This is a genomic window from Microcoleus sp. CAWBG58, assembly GCF_020883045.1.
Classification (GTDB): Bacteria; Cyanobacteriota; Cyanobacteriia; order Cyanobacteriales; family Microcoleaceae; genus Microcoleus.
On the sequence record NZ_JAHRFA010000082.1, the window covers coordinates 15,264 to 30,003 of the forward strand.

Annotated in this window: 19 protein-coding genes; 14 read left to right on the forward strand and 5 right to left on the reverse strand. The window is 42.6% G+C overall.

Annotated features, from left to right (window positions below; translation table 11 throughout):
• Positions 1 to 83: 83 nt before the first annotated feature.
• The 4 genes from QZ918_RS26905 to QZ918_RS26920 all read right to left on the reverse strand — a co-directional run bounded on the left by QZ918_RS26905 (position 84) and on the right by QZ918_RS26920 (position 2,288).
• Complete coding sequence (locus tag QZ918_RS26905; RefSeq protein WP_293340567.1) at positions 84 to 761, reverse strand: ABC transporter permease; 678 nt, start codon at positions 759 to 761, stop codon at positions 84 to 86.
• Positions 762 to 775: 14 nt separating this feature from the next.
• Positions 776 to 1,513, reverse strand: coding sequence for an ATP-binding cassette domain-containing protein (locus QZ918_RS26910; protein WP_293154272.1), 738 nt, complete (start codon positions 1,511 to 1,513; stop codon positions 776 to 778).
• Positions 1,514 to 1,587: 74 nt separating this feature from the next.
• Positions 1,588 to 2,145: an NUDIX hydrolase gene (locus QZ918_RS26915; RefSeq protein WP_293340570.1), complete on the reverse strand. Its 558-nt coding sequence runs from the start codon at positions 2,143 to 2,145 to the stop codon at positions 1,588 to 1,590.
• On the reverse strand, positions 2,142 to 2,288 hold the full coding sequence (locus QZ918_RS26920) for a hypothetical protein (RefSeq protein ID WP_293340573.1): 147 nt from the start codon (positions 2,286 to 2,288) through the stop codon (positions 2,142 to 2,144). Before QZ918_RS26920 ends, QZ918_RS26915 begins: the two co-directional genes overlap by 4 nt.
• 281 nt (positions 2,289 to 2,569) lie before the next feature.
• Between QZ918_RS26920 and QZ918_RS26925 the strand changes: the two genes are divergently transcribed.
• Positions 2,570 to 2,836, forward strand: coding sequence for a hypothetical protein (locus QZ918_RS26925; RefSeq protein ID WP_293154278.1), 267 nt, complete (start codon positions 2,570 to 2,572; stop codon positions 2,834 to 2,836).
• Between the two features lie 223 nt (positions 2,837 to 3,059).
• On the opposite strand, the gene QZ918_RS26930 is transcribed toward QZ918_RS26925, so the two are convergent.
• Positions 3,060 to 3,479: a hypothetical protein gene (locus tag QZ918_RS26930; RefSeq protein WP_293340576.1), complete on the reverse strand. Its 420-nt coding sequence runs from the start codon at positions 3,477 to 3,479 to the stop codon at positions 3,060 to 3,062.
• 505 nt (positions 3,480 to 3,984) lie between these two features.
• On the opposite strand from QZ918_RS26930, the gene era reads away from it, so the two are divergent.
• The 13 genes from era (at position 3,985) to QZ918_RS26995 (ending at position 14,360) form a co-directional block, all read left to right on the forward strand.
• Complete coding sequence (era, locus tag QZ918_RS26935; protein WP_293340614.1) at positions 3,985 to 4,896, forward strand: GTPase Era; 912 nt, start codon at positions 3,985 to 3,987, stop codon at positions 4,894 to 4,896.
• 67 nt (positions 4,897 to 4,963) lie between these two features.
• On the forward strand, positions 4,964 to 6,514 hold the full coding sequence (locus QZ918_RS26940) for an ATP-binding protein (protein WP_293340578.1): 1,551 nt from the start codon (positions 4,964 to 4,966) through the stop codon (positions 6,512 to 6,514).
• A gap of 103 nt (positions 6,515 to 6,617) precedes the next feature.
• On the forward strand, positions 6,618 to 7,205 hold the full coding sequence (locus QZ918_RS26945; RefSeq protein ID WP_293340581.1) for a Uma2 family endonuclease: 588 nt from the start codon (positions 6,618 to 6,620) through the stop codon (positions 7,203 to 7,205).
• Positions 7,206 to 7,407: 202 nt separating this feature from the next.
• Positions 7,408 to 7,869 carry a deaminase domain-containing protein gene (locus tag QZ918_RS26950; protein WP_293340584.1) on the forward strand — a complete coding sequence of 154 codons (462 nt, stop codon included), beginning with the start codon at positions 7,408 to 7,410 and terminating at the stop codon, positions 7,867 to 7,869.
• Positions 7,870 to 7,949: 80 nt separating this feature from the next.
• Positions 7,950 to 8,792, forward strand: a complete 843-nt coding sequence (locus QZ918_RS26955; protein WP_293340587.1) for a hypothetical protein — start codon at positions 7,950 to 7,952, stop codon at positions 8,790 to 8,792.
• Positions 8,785 to 9,162 (forward strand): hypothetical protein, encoded by a 378-nt coding sequence (locus tag QZ918_RS26960; protein WP_096829653.1) that lies wholly within the window; start codon positions 8,785 to 8,787, stop codon positions 9,160 to 9,162. Before QZ918_RS26955 ends, QZ918_RS26960 begins: the two co-directional genes overlap by 8 nt.
• Positions 9,163 to 9,183: 21 nt before the next feature.
• Entirely contained in the window at positions 9,184 to 9,459 is a 276-nt protein-coding gene (locus QZ918_RS26965) for a helix-turn-helix domain-containing protein (RefSeq protein WP_293340591.1), read from the forward strand.
• Positions 9,456 to 9,722, forward strand: coding sequence for a hypothetical protein (locus QZ918_RS26970; RefSeq protein ID WP_293340594.1), 267 nt, complete (start codon positions 9,456 to 9,458; stop codon positions 9,720 to 9,722). The genes QZ918_RS26965 and QZ918_RS26970 overlap by 4 nt, the downstream gene beginning before the upstream one ends.
• Positions 9,723 to 9,765: 43 nt before the next feature.
• Positions 9,766 to 9,966, forward strand: a complete 201-nt coding sequence (locus QZ918_RS26975; RefSeq protein WP_293340597.1) for a type II toxin-antitoxin system VapB family antitoxin — start codon at positions 9,766 to 9,768, stop codon at positions 9,964 to 9,966.
• Between the two features lie 7 nt (positions 9,967 to 9,973).
• The gene (vapC, locus tag QZ918_RS26980; RefSeq protein WP_293340600.1) at positions 9,974 to 10,366 is read left to right on the forward strand and encodes a type II toxin-antitoxin system VapC family toxin; all 393 of its coding nucleotides are present in this window, start codon (positions 9,974 to 9,976) and stop codon (positions 10,364 to 10,366) included.
• A 635-nt stretch (positions 10,367 to 11,001) separates the two neighbouring features.
• Positions 11,002 to 12,363, forward strand: coding sequence for a bifunctional folylpolyglutamate synthase/dihydrofolate synthase (locus QZ918_RS26985; protein WP_293340602.1), 1,362 nt, complete (start codon positions 11,002 to 11,004; stop codon positions 12,361 to 12,363).
• 47 nt (positions 12,364 to 12,410) lie between these two features.
• A complete protein-coding gene (locus QZ918_RS26990; protein WP_293340605.1) occupies positions 12,411 to 13,349 on the forward strand; it encodes an ATP-grasp domain-containing protein in 939 nt (312 codons plus the stop codon).
• Positions 13,350 to 13,376: 27 nt separating this feature from the next.
• Positions 13,377 to 14,360 (forward strand): hypothetical protein, encoded by a 984-nt coding sequence (locus tag QZ918_RS26995; protein WP_293340608.1) that lies wholly within the window; start codon positions 13,377 to 13,379, stop codon positions 14,358 to 14,360.
• The last annotated feature ends 380 nt before the right edge of the window (positions 14,361 to 14,740 follow it).

The window sequence follows — 14,740 nt, forward strand, 5'->3', positions numbered from 1 at the left end:
TAGGTACGTTGTTGCGCTTCAGCGCTCTCTTAATAGATAAAACCGGAGCGAAGACAGCGCAACTACATACCTTAAATACAAATTTAGTCATCTTTAACATTTTTCAATGTACTTTTCGAGAGACGCGCTTCCACCAAACCCAGCCCAAAATCCGCAGCTAAAGCCATCAAAGCCGCCGGAATTGCCCCAGCCAAAAGTAACTGATTGTTGACTGTAGCAACACCCCGAAAAATAAAAACTCCCAAACCACCTGCACCAATTGCCGCCGCAATCGTTGCTAGCCCGATCGCAATTACCGCAGCCACTCGCACGCCCGCCAAAATCACGCCCAGCGCCAGGGGAAGTTCCACCTGCCACAACAGTTGCATATCCGTCATTCCCATGCCTGTCCCGGCCGCCACAATCGCCCGATCGACGCCGATAATGCCCGTGTAAGTATTGCGGACAATTGGCAGTAGGGAATAGAGTGTCAGGGCGATGATTGCCGTGCGATCGCCTATTCCGCCCAAAACTGGCACCGGAATTAGCAAGCCAAACAAAGCCAAACTGGGAATTGTTTGCATAATATTCGCAAAGCCCAAAATCGGCTTTTTCAATTTGGGTTTTCTCGTGACTAAAATCCCCAGGGGAATTCCCACAATCGTAGATATAACAATCGCGACTATTACTAAATATAAGTGTTCCATCGACCTCTGAACCATCTCAGCACCATAGCGGTTAATAAAATTGATCGTTGCGTAATTCATGATTGCTAACAGCATTCCAATTTAGCTAATTAAAAAGATTCCAAAAAGGCGCGAGCTTCTGGATGCTGAGATTTCATAAAATTCTCAGGCGATGCCAATTCAACCAACCTTCCGTCTTGCATCAAACCAATTCTAGAGGCTAAAAAAAAAGCTTCTTGAATTCCGTGAGTCACAAAAATCACAGTTTTCCCTAGTTGCTGCTGCAATTGACCGAATTCCCGCTGTAATTCCAGGCGAGTAATGGGATCTAAAGCACCAAACGGTTCATCCATTAATAGCAGCGGAGGATCTGCTGCAAGTGCTCTGGCGACGCCTACACGCTGCCGCTGTCCCCCGGATAACTGATGGGGATAGCGTTTGGCGAAGTGCTGGGGGTCGAGGTTGACTAATTCTAACAGTTGGCGGACGCGAGATTGTATGCGATCGCCCTCCCAGCCTTCCAATTTCGGCACTAAACCAACGTTTTGCTCGACGGTAAAATGGGGAAACAAACCGATTTCTTGAATTACGTAGCCAATTTTTCGCCGCAGTTGAATTGCGTTCCACTGAGTTGTCGGTTTTCCCATGACAAGCACTTCACCGCTGCTTGGCGTTAGTAAATTGTTAATTAATTTCATGGTAGTAGTTTTGCCACTACCGCTGCGTCCTAACAATACTAAAATTTCTCCTTGAAACACTTTAAAATTGAGTTTTTCTACTAAATATCTGCGGTTGAGCCGATATGTAACGTCGAGGCATTCGACAGCAACTTCATTGTTGAGAGCCATGATTAGTTTGGGTGATATTGGTTTTAATAAATCGTCAATCGGCGAGTGTTTCGGGAGAATCCAAAATCCAAAATCTACAATCTAAAATTATCTTGGTTTTGCCATTCTAGCAACAATGCTCGACATTGGAGGCAAGTTAATTTTTTGAGCAAGTCGCGAATTCCGTCGGGGGTGACAGGATATGCAGCACCGATGAGTTCGGAGTTTACTGTGGCTGTGGGGTGCAATTCTGCTACAAAGCCGTAGAGTTTTTGATTGGAGAATGAACTGTTGATTTCCCAGCCTGTGGTGTTGATTGCTTGGATGCGGGCGATCGCACTTTCTGTCACGCCTAGTTCTTTTTTGATTATAGCTGGAACTGCGGCTGCTGGTGTTGCGGCTTCTGGTACGCGACCGCCGGGAAAGTCGAGGGTTGCTGCTGCTACGCCGGGGCGATACATCGGTGATGGCAACAGCAATTTGTCAGCTTGAATTGTTAAGATTACAACTGAATCTGCTCTTTCTACTCGCCAATATTCTACTATTTGCCCTTCGGTTGTTTCGAGATGTTCGCCAATTAGTTTTACCCAATGAGAGTTGATTTCTACAAATCTGTCTAGAGTTTTCCAGTTGAAATTTTCGGTTGGGTTCATGTTGACAGTTGACAGTTGACAGTTGACAGTTGACAGTTGACAGTTTGTAGGGGCGGCGCCCCTGTGCCTGCCCTCTTAGTTGACAGTTGACAGTTGACCGAAGCAAGAAGGAAGAGAGAATAGGGAAGAACGAAGAGGGACAAAATAATTAAGAATATTTTAAGTGTCGGTTATGGTTGCTATAAATTAAATGTTTTGACCGATCGATCGTAATTGATAATTGTCGATCGCCCAAATAGTCGATCGGTCTTTTCAGCTTTGACCCGATTTTTCGATCTAGATTGTAAATTTTTGCTACAATAGCACACAGAACCCAAGAAAATTCAGTAGCATAGACTACATAATCTAAGTTAATCTGCGCCTTTGGTGATGAGTTGTTGAAACCCCGCAAGGCGTGCTGACTTTTAGCTCTACAGGAGTAGTTATGCAACTGCAAACAGATATTCGTAGTCGGCAACCGCAAGCAACGCTAGCCAGCGCCGCGAGTGCCTTGGACTGGGCAAAATTTGGCTGCGCCGTACCTGCACCAAAATTGGCTCCTTCGATGTGGGTCAAACTGTTCAATCCGCCAACAGCATTCAGTTTTGATGAAGCGTGGTTGTTGTGTCAGTGCTCCGATCAAAAGTGGCTGGCTTGGATTCCTGATTATGGGGAAATTTTGCTGAATACGAATGAATTTTGCGCTACTTAATCGAGAATTAGAGTTTGAAATCCCTATCCTTCGGGTTTCAGAGCATATTTGTGGAATTATCAGGTTTGTAGTGAGGACTTTAGTCCTCAGAAATTAAGAAGGACTAAAGTCCTCACTACAAACCAATTGAGTTTTTACACAAAAAGAGCAATAGGTTTTCTATTGCTCTTTTTGTGTAAAAACACTCTTTAGTTTTTGTCTTCAGACAGCGGAACTTACTCGCTTATTTGCAAACTGCACGGTTATTTGCATTTCTGACAATCGTGCCTACTTTGCCATTAATCTGAATCGGGTTCTTGGTGCTGGCCCGGATCAAGCGAGGCTGTTTACCCAGACATTCTCTGATTGATTCTGACCAGGTGGTGAGAGCGCGGGTGTATTCTGTACGAGTCGCGGGTGCGCGGAACTGCTCGGTAATTAGATGATCCGTGGTGATGCTAGTGTCAGTAGCAACATTAGTAATAATTGGAAAGTCAAAAGCTCTGGGTAAAGTTCTTTCAGGAATTTTGCCCGGTACTGTTTGGTAGTTCTTTGAGCCGCCTTTGTAGTCAATACCTGCTTGAGGGGCTGTTTGAGCGAAGGCAGGAATAGGCAAGCTGGCTACCAATACGGTGCAGCAACTCCAAAATAATTTCGATTTCATCCGATTCATCTCCTCAACTTTATGACGGTTAGCACTAATTAGGTAGGGGCAAAACATTAGCTTTAATTTATAAAAAATCTAATGCTAATGAAATTTTATCTTGGTTTTGACCCATCTAATTTATTACCAGACATCTTCAAAAACGTAAAAACTGGTTGGTCTGACAAACTGTAGAATTGTTTCAGTTGAGTGAGACATTTACACATCTGAAGTTGTTACAGCCTTGGGGACTCGGTTTTACCAGAATGATTCATTTTCGATCGATGTCATTGGAACTTTATCAAATTTTGTGTCAGATATCAAGTTTTGTCGATCGCCTGTGGCATTTTCACACTGGTTGAGGGCTCGATCGCCCTTTGAGTGTTATGCGCTATACCAGCGAAAGAAAGATGCTACAGTGCATCGATGGGCGTTTGAGTATTTTCAGGCGACAATAGACAGAGAAGGGGCTTGAAAATAGGTGATTTTAGTGGAAGATAGTAAGTTTATCGACGTATCGGAAATTATGGGTGTTCCCGCGGCTCCTGCGGGCTACAAGTCTGGCTTCGTGGGTATTATCGGACGCCCGAATGTCGGCAAATCCACGCTGATGAATCAGTTGGTGGGGCAGAAAATTGCGATTACTTCCCCGGTGTCTCAGACGACGCGCAACAGGCTGCGGGGCATCCTGACGACGCCGGAAGCACAAATTATTTTTGTCGATACTCCCGGAATTCACAAGCCGCACCACCAACTGGGTAAGGTTTTGGTGCAGAATGCGCGCACGGCGATTCAGTCTGTGGATGTGGTGCTGTTTGTGGTGGATGGTTCGGTGGAATCGGGTGGGGGCGATCGATATATTATCGAAATTCTCAGCAATTGCAAAGTTCCGGTGATTTTGGGGATGAATAAGTTGGACGAAAAACCGGAGGATTCTGGGTTGATCGATCGAACTTACGAACAAATTGTCAATCCCGAGTGGCCTGTAGTAAAATTCTCGGCTCTCACGGGCGAGGGTGTCGAGCCGCTGCAACAATTGTTAATCGAACATTTGGAGGTTGGGCCTTACTATTATCCGCCCGATTTGGTGACAGATCAGCCGGAACGGTTTATTATGGGCGAGTTGATTCGCGAACAGATTTTGCTGCTGACACGGGAAGAAGTGCCGCATTCAGTCGCAATCGCGATCGACATTGTTCAAGAAGAAGCAAAGATTACCCGCATTCTGGCGACAATTCACGTCGAACGGGATTCCCAAAAAGGTATTTTAATCGGTAAGAGCGGCAGTATGCTCAAGTCGATCGGCAGTGCAGCCCGCGAACAGATTCAAAAGTTAATTGAAGGCAAAGTATATTTGGAGTTATTTGTCAAGGTGCAGCCGAAATGGCGGCAGTCGCGCACCCGTTTGGCAGAATTGGGCTATCGGGTGGAAGAGTAAAATTTTGGCAGTTGGCCGATCGTTACTCAAGTAAACTGAGAGCAGCCCCATTCGCCCCAATTGACCTATGCCACGCTGGTTCAATACCGCAGGCCCTTGCCAGGAAGACATTCATTATGCACTGCCGCCCACGGTGCGCTTACCGGGCTTAGAACGCTTAATTGCTCAACGCAGCTATTTCGTCATCCACGCACCCCGACAAGTGGGAAAAACCACGGCCATGCTGGCCTTAGCCAAACAACTTACCCTGGGCGGACAATACACAGCCGTCATGCTGTCCGTGGAAGTGGGCGCACCCTTCAGTCAAGACATAGCTGGTGCTGAAGATGCCATTCTGGGTGCTTGGCGAGACAATATTTCCGTCCGTCTCCCACCCGAATTACAACCGCCCGACTGGACAAGCATACAGTCGGGACAGAAAATTCGGGCTGCTTTACAAGCTTGGGCACAACTTTCATCTCGTCCTTTGGCTATTTTTATCGACGAAATTGACGCATTACAAGACCAAGCATTGATTTCTATCCTGCGCCAATTACGCGATGGTTATCCCAATCGTCCGAAAGCGTTTCCTCAATCGGTAGGTTTAATCGGTTTGCGGGATGTCCGCGATTACAAAGTGGCTGCCGGTGGTAGCGATCGCCTCAATACATCCAGTCCGTTTAATATTAAAGTGCGATCGATTACTCTCAGAGATTTTAATGCAGAAGAAGTCGCAGAACTCTACGGGCAACATACCCAGGATACCGGACAAGTTTTTACACCAGAAGCCGTAGCCTTAGCTTTTGAATTAACACAAGGACAACCTTGGTTGGTGAATGCTTTAGCCAAAGAAATCGTCGAAGAATTAGTAACAGATGAATCTATAGAAATTACACCAGAACATATTTTAGAAGCTAAAGAAATTCTGATAAAACGGCAAGATACGCATTTAGATAGCTTGGCTGAACGACTCAGAGAAAACCGAGTCAAAGCAATTATCGAGCCCATACTAGCCGGACAAGAGTTGCCAGAATCTTCTAATGACGATCGCCAATACCTCGTAGATTTGGGCTTGCTAAAACGCGATCCAGCCGGGGGTTTAGTCATCGCCAATCCGATTTATCGAGAAGTGTTGCCACGAGTTTTGGCGCAAGGCCCGCAAGATAGTTTACCGACGATCAGTCCGAGTTGGTTGAATCCTCGCGGTGAACTGATGACCGAAGAACTCCTGCAAGCGTTTCTCGCCTTTTGGCTGCAACATGGCGAACCGTTACTCAAAAGCGCGTCTTATCCCGAAATTGCCCCGCATTTGGTATTGATGGCATTTCTGCATCGGGTGATTAATGGTGGGGGAACGTTGGAGAGGGAATATGCGATCGGGCGCGACAGAATGGATTTATGTTTGCGTTACGGTGAAGTCACATTAGGTATTGAATTAAAGGTTTGGCGGACTCGGAAAGTAGATCCGTTGAGTAAAGGGTTGGAACAGTTAGATGGATATTTGGCTAGATTGGGGCAAGATTCGGGGTGGTTGGTGATATTCGATCGCCGCGAGAATGCACCCGAAATTGAAGAACGGTTGAAGACTGAAATTCAGATGACACCAATGGGGCGAGAGATTACAGTCATTCGCGCGTGAGGAAGTTGTGATGAGTATTTCGATTTTGGCGATCGCGTAGGATGTGCGATCGACTCTAATCTCAAATATAATGAAGATAGTTTTTTTTAATTAGGAGATTGTTATGATTGCAGCTAGAGAGCAGGAGCGGTACTTTACGCCTGAAGAGTATTTTGCTTGGGAAGAGAAGCAATTAGAAAAACATGAGCTAATCGATGGTCGCGTATATGCGATGACTGGCGGGACTAGAAATCACAGTGATATCGCGGGAAACTTTTTACTGAGAATCAAGCCCCACCTGCGGGGAAGTGGTTGTAAAACATACAATTCTGACTGCCGCGTAAATATCCTCAATACTCGCAACTATACCTATCCAGATCTGAGTGTCACTTGCGATCGGCGAGATAATTCTAGCCCTCAATATATTACCTATCCCTGCTTAATCGTTGAGGTTTTATCGGATAGTACGGAGGCTTACGATCGCGGCAAGAAGTTTGAAAAATATCGCCGCAATCCGAATTTAATTGATTATGTGTTGGTGAGTTCTGATGAAATGGCGATCGATATTTATCATAAAAATGATGCCGGGGACTGGTTGATTCTGAGCTATCGAGCGGGCGATCGCGTCGAGCTTAAAAGTATTGGTTTAAGTTTGCCGATCGAGCAATTCTATGAAGAAATTGTTTTTGAGCGATCGCCTGATCCGGTTTAGTGATGATAGTCTAGCAATTTTTTAGGTTTGGGTTCCATGATGAAATAGACGGAAAGTGTCCATATATCGACGGAAAATAGGAAAATCACTTGCCAGTTGTCCGTCTATCTGGTAAAATTATGAGGATATATGGAGGAAGTAGGTCTAATTATCTGATGTCTTGATACATTTAGAATAGAGATACCCCACAGGATTTGATATCTTGAACAAGGAGGACTTACAAGCTAAAAAGGAGGACTTACAAGCTAGAGCTGGTGATATTCGGTCGAAATACCTCAAAAGACCGATAGGTACAAGTAATGTTGCTATTGCGGATGTATATCTGTCTAACAATATAGCTTTCTGTGTTGGAGCAACTTCTAAAGGGGGAAGCAAAAGTCCAATTCCTCGACCGCTACCCAAATCTGAAGGAGGGCAGTTTGAACCGTCAGTCGATTCGCGGACTGGTCGCCTTATGGATACAGACGCTGAGTACAAAGTTTTTTCCGCGATTGCAGATACGCTTGAATTGTCCTACGATCGAGGGGTAAAGGGTAATCTCTACCTCTATAGTGAGTTACAGCCCTGTGAAAGCTGCAACAATGTCCTGAAACAGTTCAAAGAAAAGTTTCCCAACATAAACATTGATGTTTTTTGGGATTATCCATATCCACGAGAGTCCTAAGCAGTTAAATCATGATCTTTCAAGGGAGCGGTTCTATATACAAGCAAGTAACTAGAAATCGGCAGTCTTTACTGTACAATATGCCTACGTCATTGCAGAAGGCTATAGTTTCGGTGTCGCATCATCGTTATGAAGAGCTTTATCAATCAGAGCCAGATGGATCTGTGCTGCTTGAAGATGCTTTAGGCCAGATTTTGGACTCATTTCAAGGTAGTAATCGTCTTCTAAGTCAATTGCGTTATGTTTGGATGGCTTTGACTTTAGCTGTTGTTGTAGAACCTACTGTTAAATACTACCAGCCTGATAGTCCCATACCAGAAGCAGCCATCAAGCGTTTAACACATTGGCTACTTAAGACTCTCACAGAAATTTTTAATCCGAACAGGCAACTTAGCAGTGGTATTCAAAACATAGAGAATGTTATATTAGAAGACTTTAACTCTTTCCTGTCCGCGCAGAATGTATCTAGTTTTCAAGTTCTATCAGAAGCTTTAGATGTCTACAGAAATGCGATTGAAACACTTGAGCCAGATCGTTCTCTGCAAGCTCTGCTGAATATTTTAGATGACTGCTTAGAGGGCTATGCTATTTTCCCAGGCTCTTATGGAAGACGTGAACTCTTCGATTGGTGGTTATTAGATGTTGTCCCATCATGCTGGTACTTACTTCCTCCAGTGTCTGTATACTCACTAAATAATGTGGAGATTGATGACAAGAGTTCTCCTTTAAGCAGATTGGAGGAGACAAGTTCTTTAGTATGGTCTTTAATTGGGGCTGCTATTCAAAAAACGCATCCTACAATTGGTACGTTATTTAACAGCAAGCCCTTTACGTCCTGTGATGAGGAGGAAGTTCAAATTAATAATCAGTTGCTTTTAAGCGAAAATAAAAACATTGATTCTGAGGTTATAAAGTATGAGTAATCAGCAAGATATCATAGCTGAACTTGTTAATAGCTTACGTGAGAAAAGCTCTGCAAATGAAGAAGAAAAAAGCTATGGAGAAGAGCATCTTGCTCAGCTTAGGGATGCGTGTGAAAACTTCTTGAAAAAGGAAAGTTTTGAAGTAGGGCAAATTGTAAAGTGGAAGAAAAACTTAAACAATAGAAAGCTCCCACATCAAAATCAGCCAGCTATTGTGGTGAGGTTATTGGAGGAACCCATAGTTAGTAGTGATGACGAATCGGGCAGTCCTTATTTTTTAGAGAAATTAGACATTGTTCTTGGAGTTATGTCCGATCGAGGTACTTTTCTAGTTTTTTACTACGATAGCAGCAGATTTGAGTCTTACTAATCTAATAAGTCATTGGTAATTATGTACAGCCTACAACCTATTAGAAGCCAAGAAGATTACAAAGCATCGCTGAAAGAAATAGAGCATTTGTTTGAAGCTGCTCAAGGAACTCCAGAATTCGATCGATTAGAAATATTAGTCACCTTAGTTGAAGCCTACGAAAACAAACACGAGCCGATCGTGATGCCCGATCCGATCGAAGCAATTCTTTATTATCTAGAAAGTCGAGGTCTAACTCAACAGCATCTAGAAGCCGTAATAGGTAGTCACGATCGAGCGATCGAAATTCTCAAATGAGCGGAGATTTTATGAAGACGGAGAATAATCAAGAGCTAGAGGACGAGTTACGTCCTGAGTATAATTTTAGTAAGATGAAGGGTGGCGTTAGAGGAAAATATGTCGATCGCTACAGGACAGGAACGAATGTTGTGTTGCTCGATCCTGATGTTGCTCAAGCATTTCCAACAAGTGACGCGGTTAATGAAGCACTTCGGCTGCTCATGCAAATCGCGCAAAGACAGAAGCCTAACAATGCGTTGGAGCCGACAGAACGATTATAATTGGATGAAAGCGCGATCGATAAGACTCACCCCAAAAATACCTATGAAAACTACGATCGAAATCGATAACTCCCTCATCACTAATGCGCTCCAGGCGACTGGACTCACAGCACAACAAGAAGTTGTCGAACTGGCCCTGAACCTGCTGATCCAAATGAAAAACCAAGAGAACCTCCGGGCGCTACGGGGTAAACTCGCCTGGGACGGCGACCTCGATCGCATGAGAACGGATACGGAACAATAGTAAGCCCATGATTATTGTTGATTCCAGCGTCTGGATTGACTACTTTAACGGACAATCCACCCCACAAACCGATTGCCTTGACCAACTCCTCACCACCCAACCGATCGCGATCGGCAACCTTATCCTCACCGAAGTTCTCCAAGGGTTTCGCCAAGACTCCGACTACAACACGGCCAAACATCTCCTCAGCAATCTCACCGTCTTCAATTTTCTCGAAGCTGACCTCGCCATCAAAAGTGCTGACAACTTTCGCACCCTTAGAAAGCAAGGCATCACAGTTCGCAAAACGATCGATGTCATTATCGCCACCTTCTGCATCGAAAATAATCACGAACTCTTATTTTGCGATCGGGACTTTCTTCCATTCGTCGATCGTCTTGGACTCAAATCTGTTCTCTAAACTGGTCTGCTAAAAATCCCATATCAAATTAGTACAATTGATTCAGGGAATATGCGATCGGGTGCGATCGACTCTAATATCAAATATAATGAAGATAGCTTTTTTCAGTGCGAAGGCTGAAGTGCTTGAGTCGAATCGTGTGGCGAACTCGATCGAGGAAAGGAGATTCGGCTCTCCTGATTTTTAGGTTATAAGCCAGAATTATCAATTTTCAATCCATTACCCTGTAAGGCTTTCAATTCAATCTTTTGATGAAGCTATCAGCAACCCCCCACTTTTTTACCAAAAGTCCAGGAGAGCCGGAGATTCTGATGGGGAGTAAGAAGGGGTTGACATACATCATCGAGCTGCGATATTATTCCACTATATCCAGTATTGTACCGCAACTGCCATACAATTATAAGTTCTACGGCTTGAATTCGACAAAGTAAAAAAAGTCATTATGCAACAAAAAAGGTGTGATGATATAGCAATCCTAAATGAGTCGTAAAATTTTTACCCCACCCCAACCCTCCCCTTACCAAGGGGAGGGAGTAAGAAATTCACAAATGATTTAGGATTGCTGCTATATATGTGCAATACTTGCGTTATATGTGTAAAACAGGCAAATTCCAGCCCATGACTTGAGGTGAGAAATGGTTGAATCTAAGGAGCGTATTCTAAATCTATATAATTCTTTGGAAAGTGATTTTATCAAACTAATTCCACAAGAACGGTTCAACAAAGATGTGAATATGAAGCTAGAGCGAATCACTCATCTACTGGAAGTCTTGGGAAATCCGCATAACTCTTTTCTATCTATTCATGTTGGAGGTACATCAGGCAAGGGATCTACTTCTACGTTAATTGCGTCAATCTTAACCACACAGGGCTATAAAACAGGGCTTTATTTATCCCCTCACTTGCAGATATTTAACGAGGTGTATCAGATTAACTGTAAAACAGTTGCGACCACAAAGCTTGTCGAGATATTTGAACGAGTCAAATCGGCTATAGCGAAAGTTGCTCAGGAAAACCCCTTTGGTCAGCCTAGCTATTTTGAAGCACAAGTAGCTTTGGCATTCTGCTTATTTGAAGAGCAAAAAGTTGATGTCGCAATTATCGAAGTTGGTTTAGGGGGAAGACTTGATGCCACAAACGTCTTGTCCTCAAAATTATCAGTGCTTACAAGTGTTGGATTAGATCACACCGAAATATTGGGAAATACTGTAGAAGAAATCGCTGAAGAGAAGGCAGGCATTATCAAAGATCTTCAGAATGTGGTGTGTGGATTCTCTCAAAGAACGACAAGAGAGATTGTTGCACAACGTTGCGAAAAGAGCGGTTCTCAATTATGGCAATTAGAGGAAGACTTCTCATTTACTGTTAATTCGGGGTCTTTAAGTGTAAATCTTCCAGAGAGAGTTTACGATAATTTATCGCTAACCAAACTTCTCGGAGAGTTTCAGTTCTATAACGCAGCTTGCGCTGTCGCAGCAGCTTATTTATTTTCACAAGGTAGCTTATCTGATTTTGCTGTCAGGGAAGGGTTCGCTAATGTCATAATCCCAGGTCGAATGGAAATATTACAAACCCAGCCAGTTGTAATACTTGATGGTGCGCATAATCCCGACAAGATGAGATCTGCTTCACATTCAGTTAACAAATTATTTGGAGGTAAAGAAAGAGTTATAATCATTTCTTTCAAAGAGGGAAAGCTTCTTGAAGATATATTGCCTTATCTCGTAGATAATGTGAAATGCTTCATATTGACAGCGTTTAACATTAAAGGATTGTGGGAGCCATGTCCACCTGAAGAATTGAAGAAGGTTATTAACAGCGTTGCCCCATCTGTGCCATGCTTCATAGTGCGCGATCCAATTAGTGCGGTTCGAGAGGGTTTATCTAGAGCGGCAGAGAATGATCTAGTATGGATTACTGGTTCTCTTTATCTCGCTGGTGATGTGCGTGAGTATTGGCATCCATCAGAATCTTTGCTAATGAGAGCAGAGGAATAACAGATTAGAACATATATCCAAGATTTATTAGAACTATCGAATCAATCATGCAAAATTCACAAAGATCTATTGTTAAAATAATTAAAGAAGTCTGTCGAGAAAATAACATATCTTGTGAATCTTTCTCCTACGACTGGATATTTCGTTTATCGAGAGATAGCACAGCAGTACACATTTTTGGCTATCAGTTCGAGAAAAATTCATCTACATCGCATCTAATTTGCTCTGACAAGTGTAGTGCGAGTGATTTATTGCAATTGAGTAAAGTCCCTGTCGTAGAACATACCTTTTTTATGTCACCAGTAAACATAAAGTATGTTGGTGTTTCTGGTAATTGGTCAAAATTATGCGAGTTGCTTAATCGGCATGGAAAACTCGTATGTAAATCGAATGAGGGAACAGGTGGTAATGGTGTCTACCTTGTTTCAAATCAATTTGAGCTTGAGAATGCCGCATACAAAATATACAATCGCTCAAGAGCGATGGCAGTGTGTCCGTTTTACGAAATAGAGAATGAGTTTCGGGTTGTGGTGCTAGATGGGAAAGTTAAATTAGTCTATCGGAAAAACATTCCTTATTTATTAGGCGATGGAGTATCTACTTTACGCCCGCTCTTGGTTGCTTACCTGAAAGAAAACATAGATTGTCCAGTTAGTTTTAATATTCCTGATGAAGATTATTCTAAAATCCTTGATTCTGGCAAGAAGTATTACTTACATTGGAAACATAATCTTGGACAAGGAGCAAACCCGGAAATTGTTCAAGATGAAGAACTTGTTGGACGATTAAGTGATTTAGCATTGCACACAGCTAAAGTTGTAAATATTCACTTCGCGTCAATAGATATAATAGAAACTAACAATCAATATTTGGTTCTAGAAATAAATAGTGGTGTGATGATGGAGCATTTTTCTCAGTTGAATGACAGTAACTATCAGATAGCTAAGTGCATTTACAAAGAAGCTATTGAAAGTATGCTTAGTTAAAGTGAAAATATGCGGAAGCAACTACTAATGCCTGTTCTATTAACCGTTGCTCAAAAAATTGGAATGAAAATTCTGATTGAACCAACAAGAGCAATGTACGGAGTTATCCTATTCGATAGTGGGAAGAAGTATTACATCAAGGATGTTAATTTCAATCTCAACTTGAGTGCCTCAACTTCACTTGCAAAAAACAAAGCTGCGACATCTTTTTTTCTTGAGAAATTCGGATATCAAGTACCCGAATTTACTATGGTATATAGTGACGAGAAATGTGCTCGAACTCAATCTAATGATACTCTTCAAGAAGGATTAGACTACTCAAGACGAATTGGCTTTCCCGTGATTCTTAAGCCAAATAATATGTCACAGGGCAGCTTTGTTTTTAAAGTTAACGACGAATCGGAATATTTTAGCTTTTTGTCAGAAATTTTCACGTACTGTGACACGGCTCAGATTCAGAAGTTTTATTCTGGGAATGACTACAGAATAGTAGTTTTAGATAGGAGAGTGCTATCTGCTTATCAAAGAATTCCTTTCCATGTTATCGGTGATGGAGATTCTTCTATATCTGAATTAATTTGTAAGAAACAACGATTATTTGTACAGTCTGGTAGAGACACTAAATTGATAGATACTGATACACGCCTTGCTCATAAAATCCTTCAGCAAGGTCTTTCGCTAGAGAGCATACCTGCTCCTAATGAAAGAGTTATCTTGCAAGATATTTCAAACTTGTCGGCTGGAGGGGAAACTATTGAACTCACAGATGAAATACATCCTTCTTTTGTAAAACTAGCGTTGCTGATTGCAAGAGATATGAATTTAACTTTATGCGGCATTGATATAATCACAAATGATATCACGCAGCAAAATGATGGTCAGTATACTGTTATTGAGGTTAATAGCGCACCTGGATTAGATAACTATGCGTATCAAGGTGCGGTGCAAGAATCATATGTAGAAAGTTTGTACCGAGAAGTCTTGCTTTATATTAGAAATTCATACTCCTAAGTAGGTTGGGGTAGTTAAACGTAACTAAGTCAGGTTTTGCAAAACCCTCATAAACCTTATTAGATAAGCATTATAGGCTAATTTGAATTTTGAAATATAACTCAGTATTTCAACCCAAACCTACTTAGAATAGTCTATTCGGTGGCTAGCAGCCGTAGAACAAACCTAGTGCAGCGGACGGTATCGAGATATTGGTTGTGATACCAAGGTCATCTGCCGCCGCTGACTAGGAACGTTATCTCGCAAACGCTGCCCATTTGTGACAAGTTAAGAAAAAGTGCAAATTGTCAAGGGGGTATACAAAAAAAGGTAAAATAGAATGAAACCTTGACCAGGCAAGCATTTGAGCAAGTCATGAGTAGTAAAAAACGCATTCACCG

Bases quoted from the DNA above. Each gene is read 5' to 3' on its own strand.
- vapC (WP_293340600.1), top strand. From the start codon at position 9,974: ATGATTATTGTTGATTCCAGCGTCTGGATTGACTACTTTAACGGACAA.
- QZ918_RS26910 (WP_293154272.1), bottom strand. From the start codon at position 1,513: ATGGCTCTCAACAATGAAGTTGCTGTCGAATGCCTCGACGTTACATAT.
- QZ918_RS26970 (WP_293340594.1), top strand. From the start codon at position 9,456: ATGAGCGGAGATTTTATGAAGACGGAGAATAATCAAGAGCTAGAGGAC.
- era (WP_293340614.1), top strand. From the start codon at position 3,985: ATGGGTGTTCCCGCGGCTCCTGCGGGCTACAAGTCTGGCTTCGTGGGT.
- QZ918_RS26905 (WP_293340567.1), bottom strand. From the start codon at position 761: ATGCTGTTAGCAATCATGAATTACGCAACGATCAATTTTATTAACCGC.
- QZ918_RS26925 (WP_293154278.1), top strand. From the start codon at position 2,570: ATGCAACTGCAAACAGATATTCGTAGTCGGCAACCGCAAGCAACGCTA.
- QZ918_RS26945 (WP_293340581.1), top strand. From the start codon at position 6,618: ATGATTGCAGCTAGAGAGCAGGAGCGGTACTTTACGCCTGAAGAGTAT.
- QZ918_RS26985 (WP_293340602.1), top strand. From the start codon at position 11,002: ATGGTTGAATCTAAGGAGCGTATTCTAAATCTATATAATTCTTTGGAA.
- QZ918_RS26975 (WP_293340597.1), top strand. From the start codon at position 9,766: ATGAAAACTACGATCGAAATCGATAACTCCCTCATCACTAATGCGCTC.
- QZ918_RS26995 (WP_293340608.1), top strand. From the start codon at position 13,377: ATGCCTGTTCTATTAACCGTTGCTCAAAAAATTGGAATGAAAATTCTG.
- QZ918_RS26990 (WP_293340605.1), top strand. From the start codon at position 12,411: ATGCAAAATTCACAAAGATCTATTGTTAAAATAATTAAAGAAGTCTGT.
- QZ918_RS26955 (WP_293340587.1), top strand. From the start codon at position 7,950: ATGCCTACGTCATTGCAGAAGGCTATAGTTTCGGTGTCGCATCATCGT.
- QZ918_RS26940 (WP_293340578.1), top strand. From the start codon at position 4,964: ATGCCACGCTGGTTCAATACCGCAGGCCCTTGCCAGGAAGACATTCAT.
- QZ918_RS26960 (WP_096829653.1), top strand. From the start codon at position 8,785: ATGAGTAATCAGCAAGATATCATAGCTGAACTTGTTAATAGCTTACGT.
- QZ918_RS26915 (WP_293340570.1), bottom strand. From the start codon at position 2,145: ATGAACCCAACCGAAAATTTCAACTGGAAAACTCTAGACAGATTTGTA.
- QZ918_RS26965 (WP_293340591.1), top strand. From the start codon at position 9,184: ATGTACAGCCTACAACCTATTAGAAGCCAAGAAGATTACAAAGCATCG.
- QZ918_RS26930 (WP_293340576.1), bottom strand. From the start codon at position 3,479: ATGAAATCGAAATTATTTTGGAGTTGCTGCACCGTATTGGTAGCCAGC.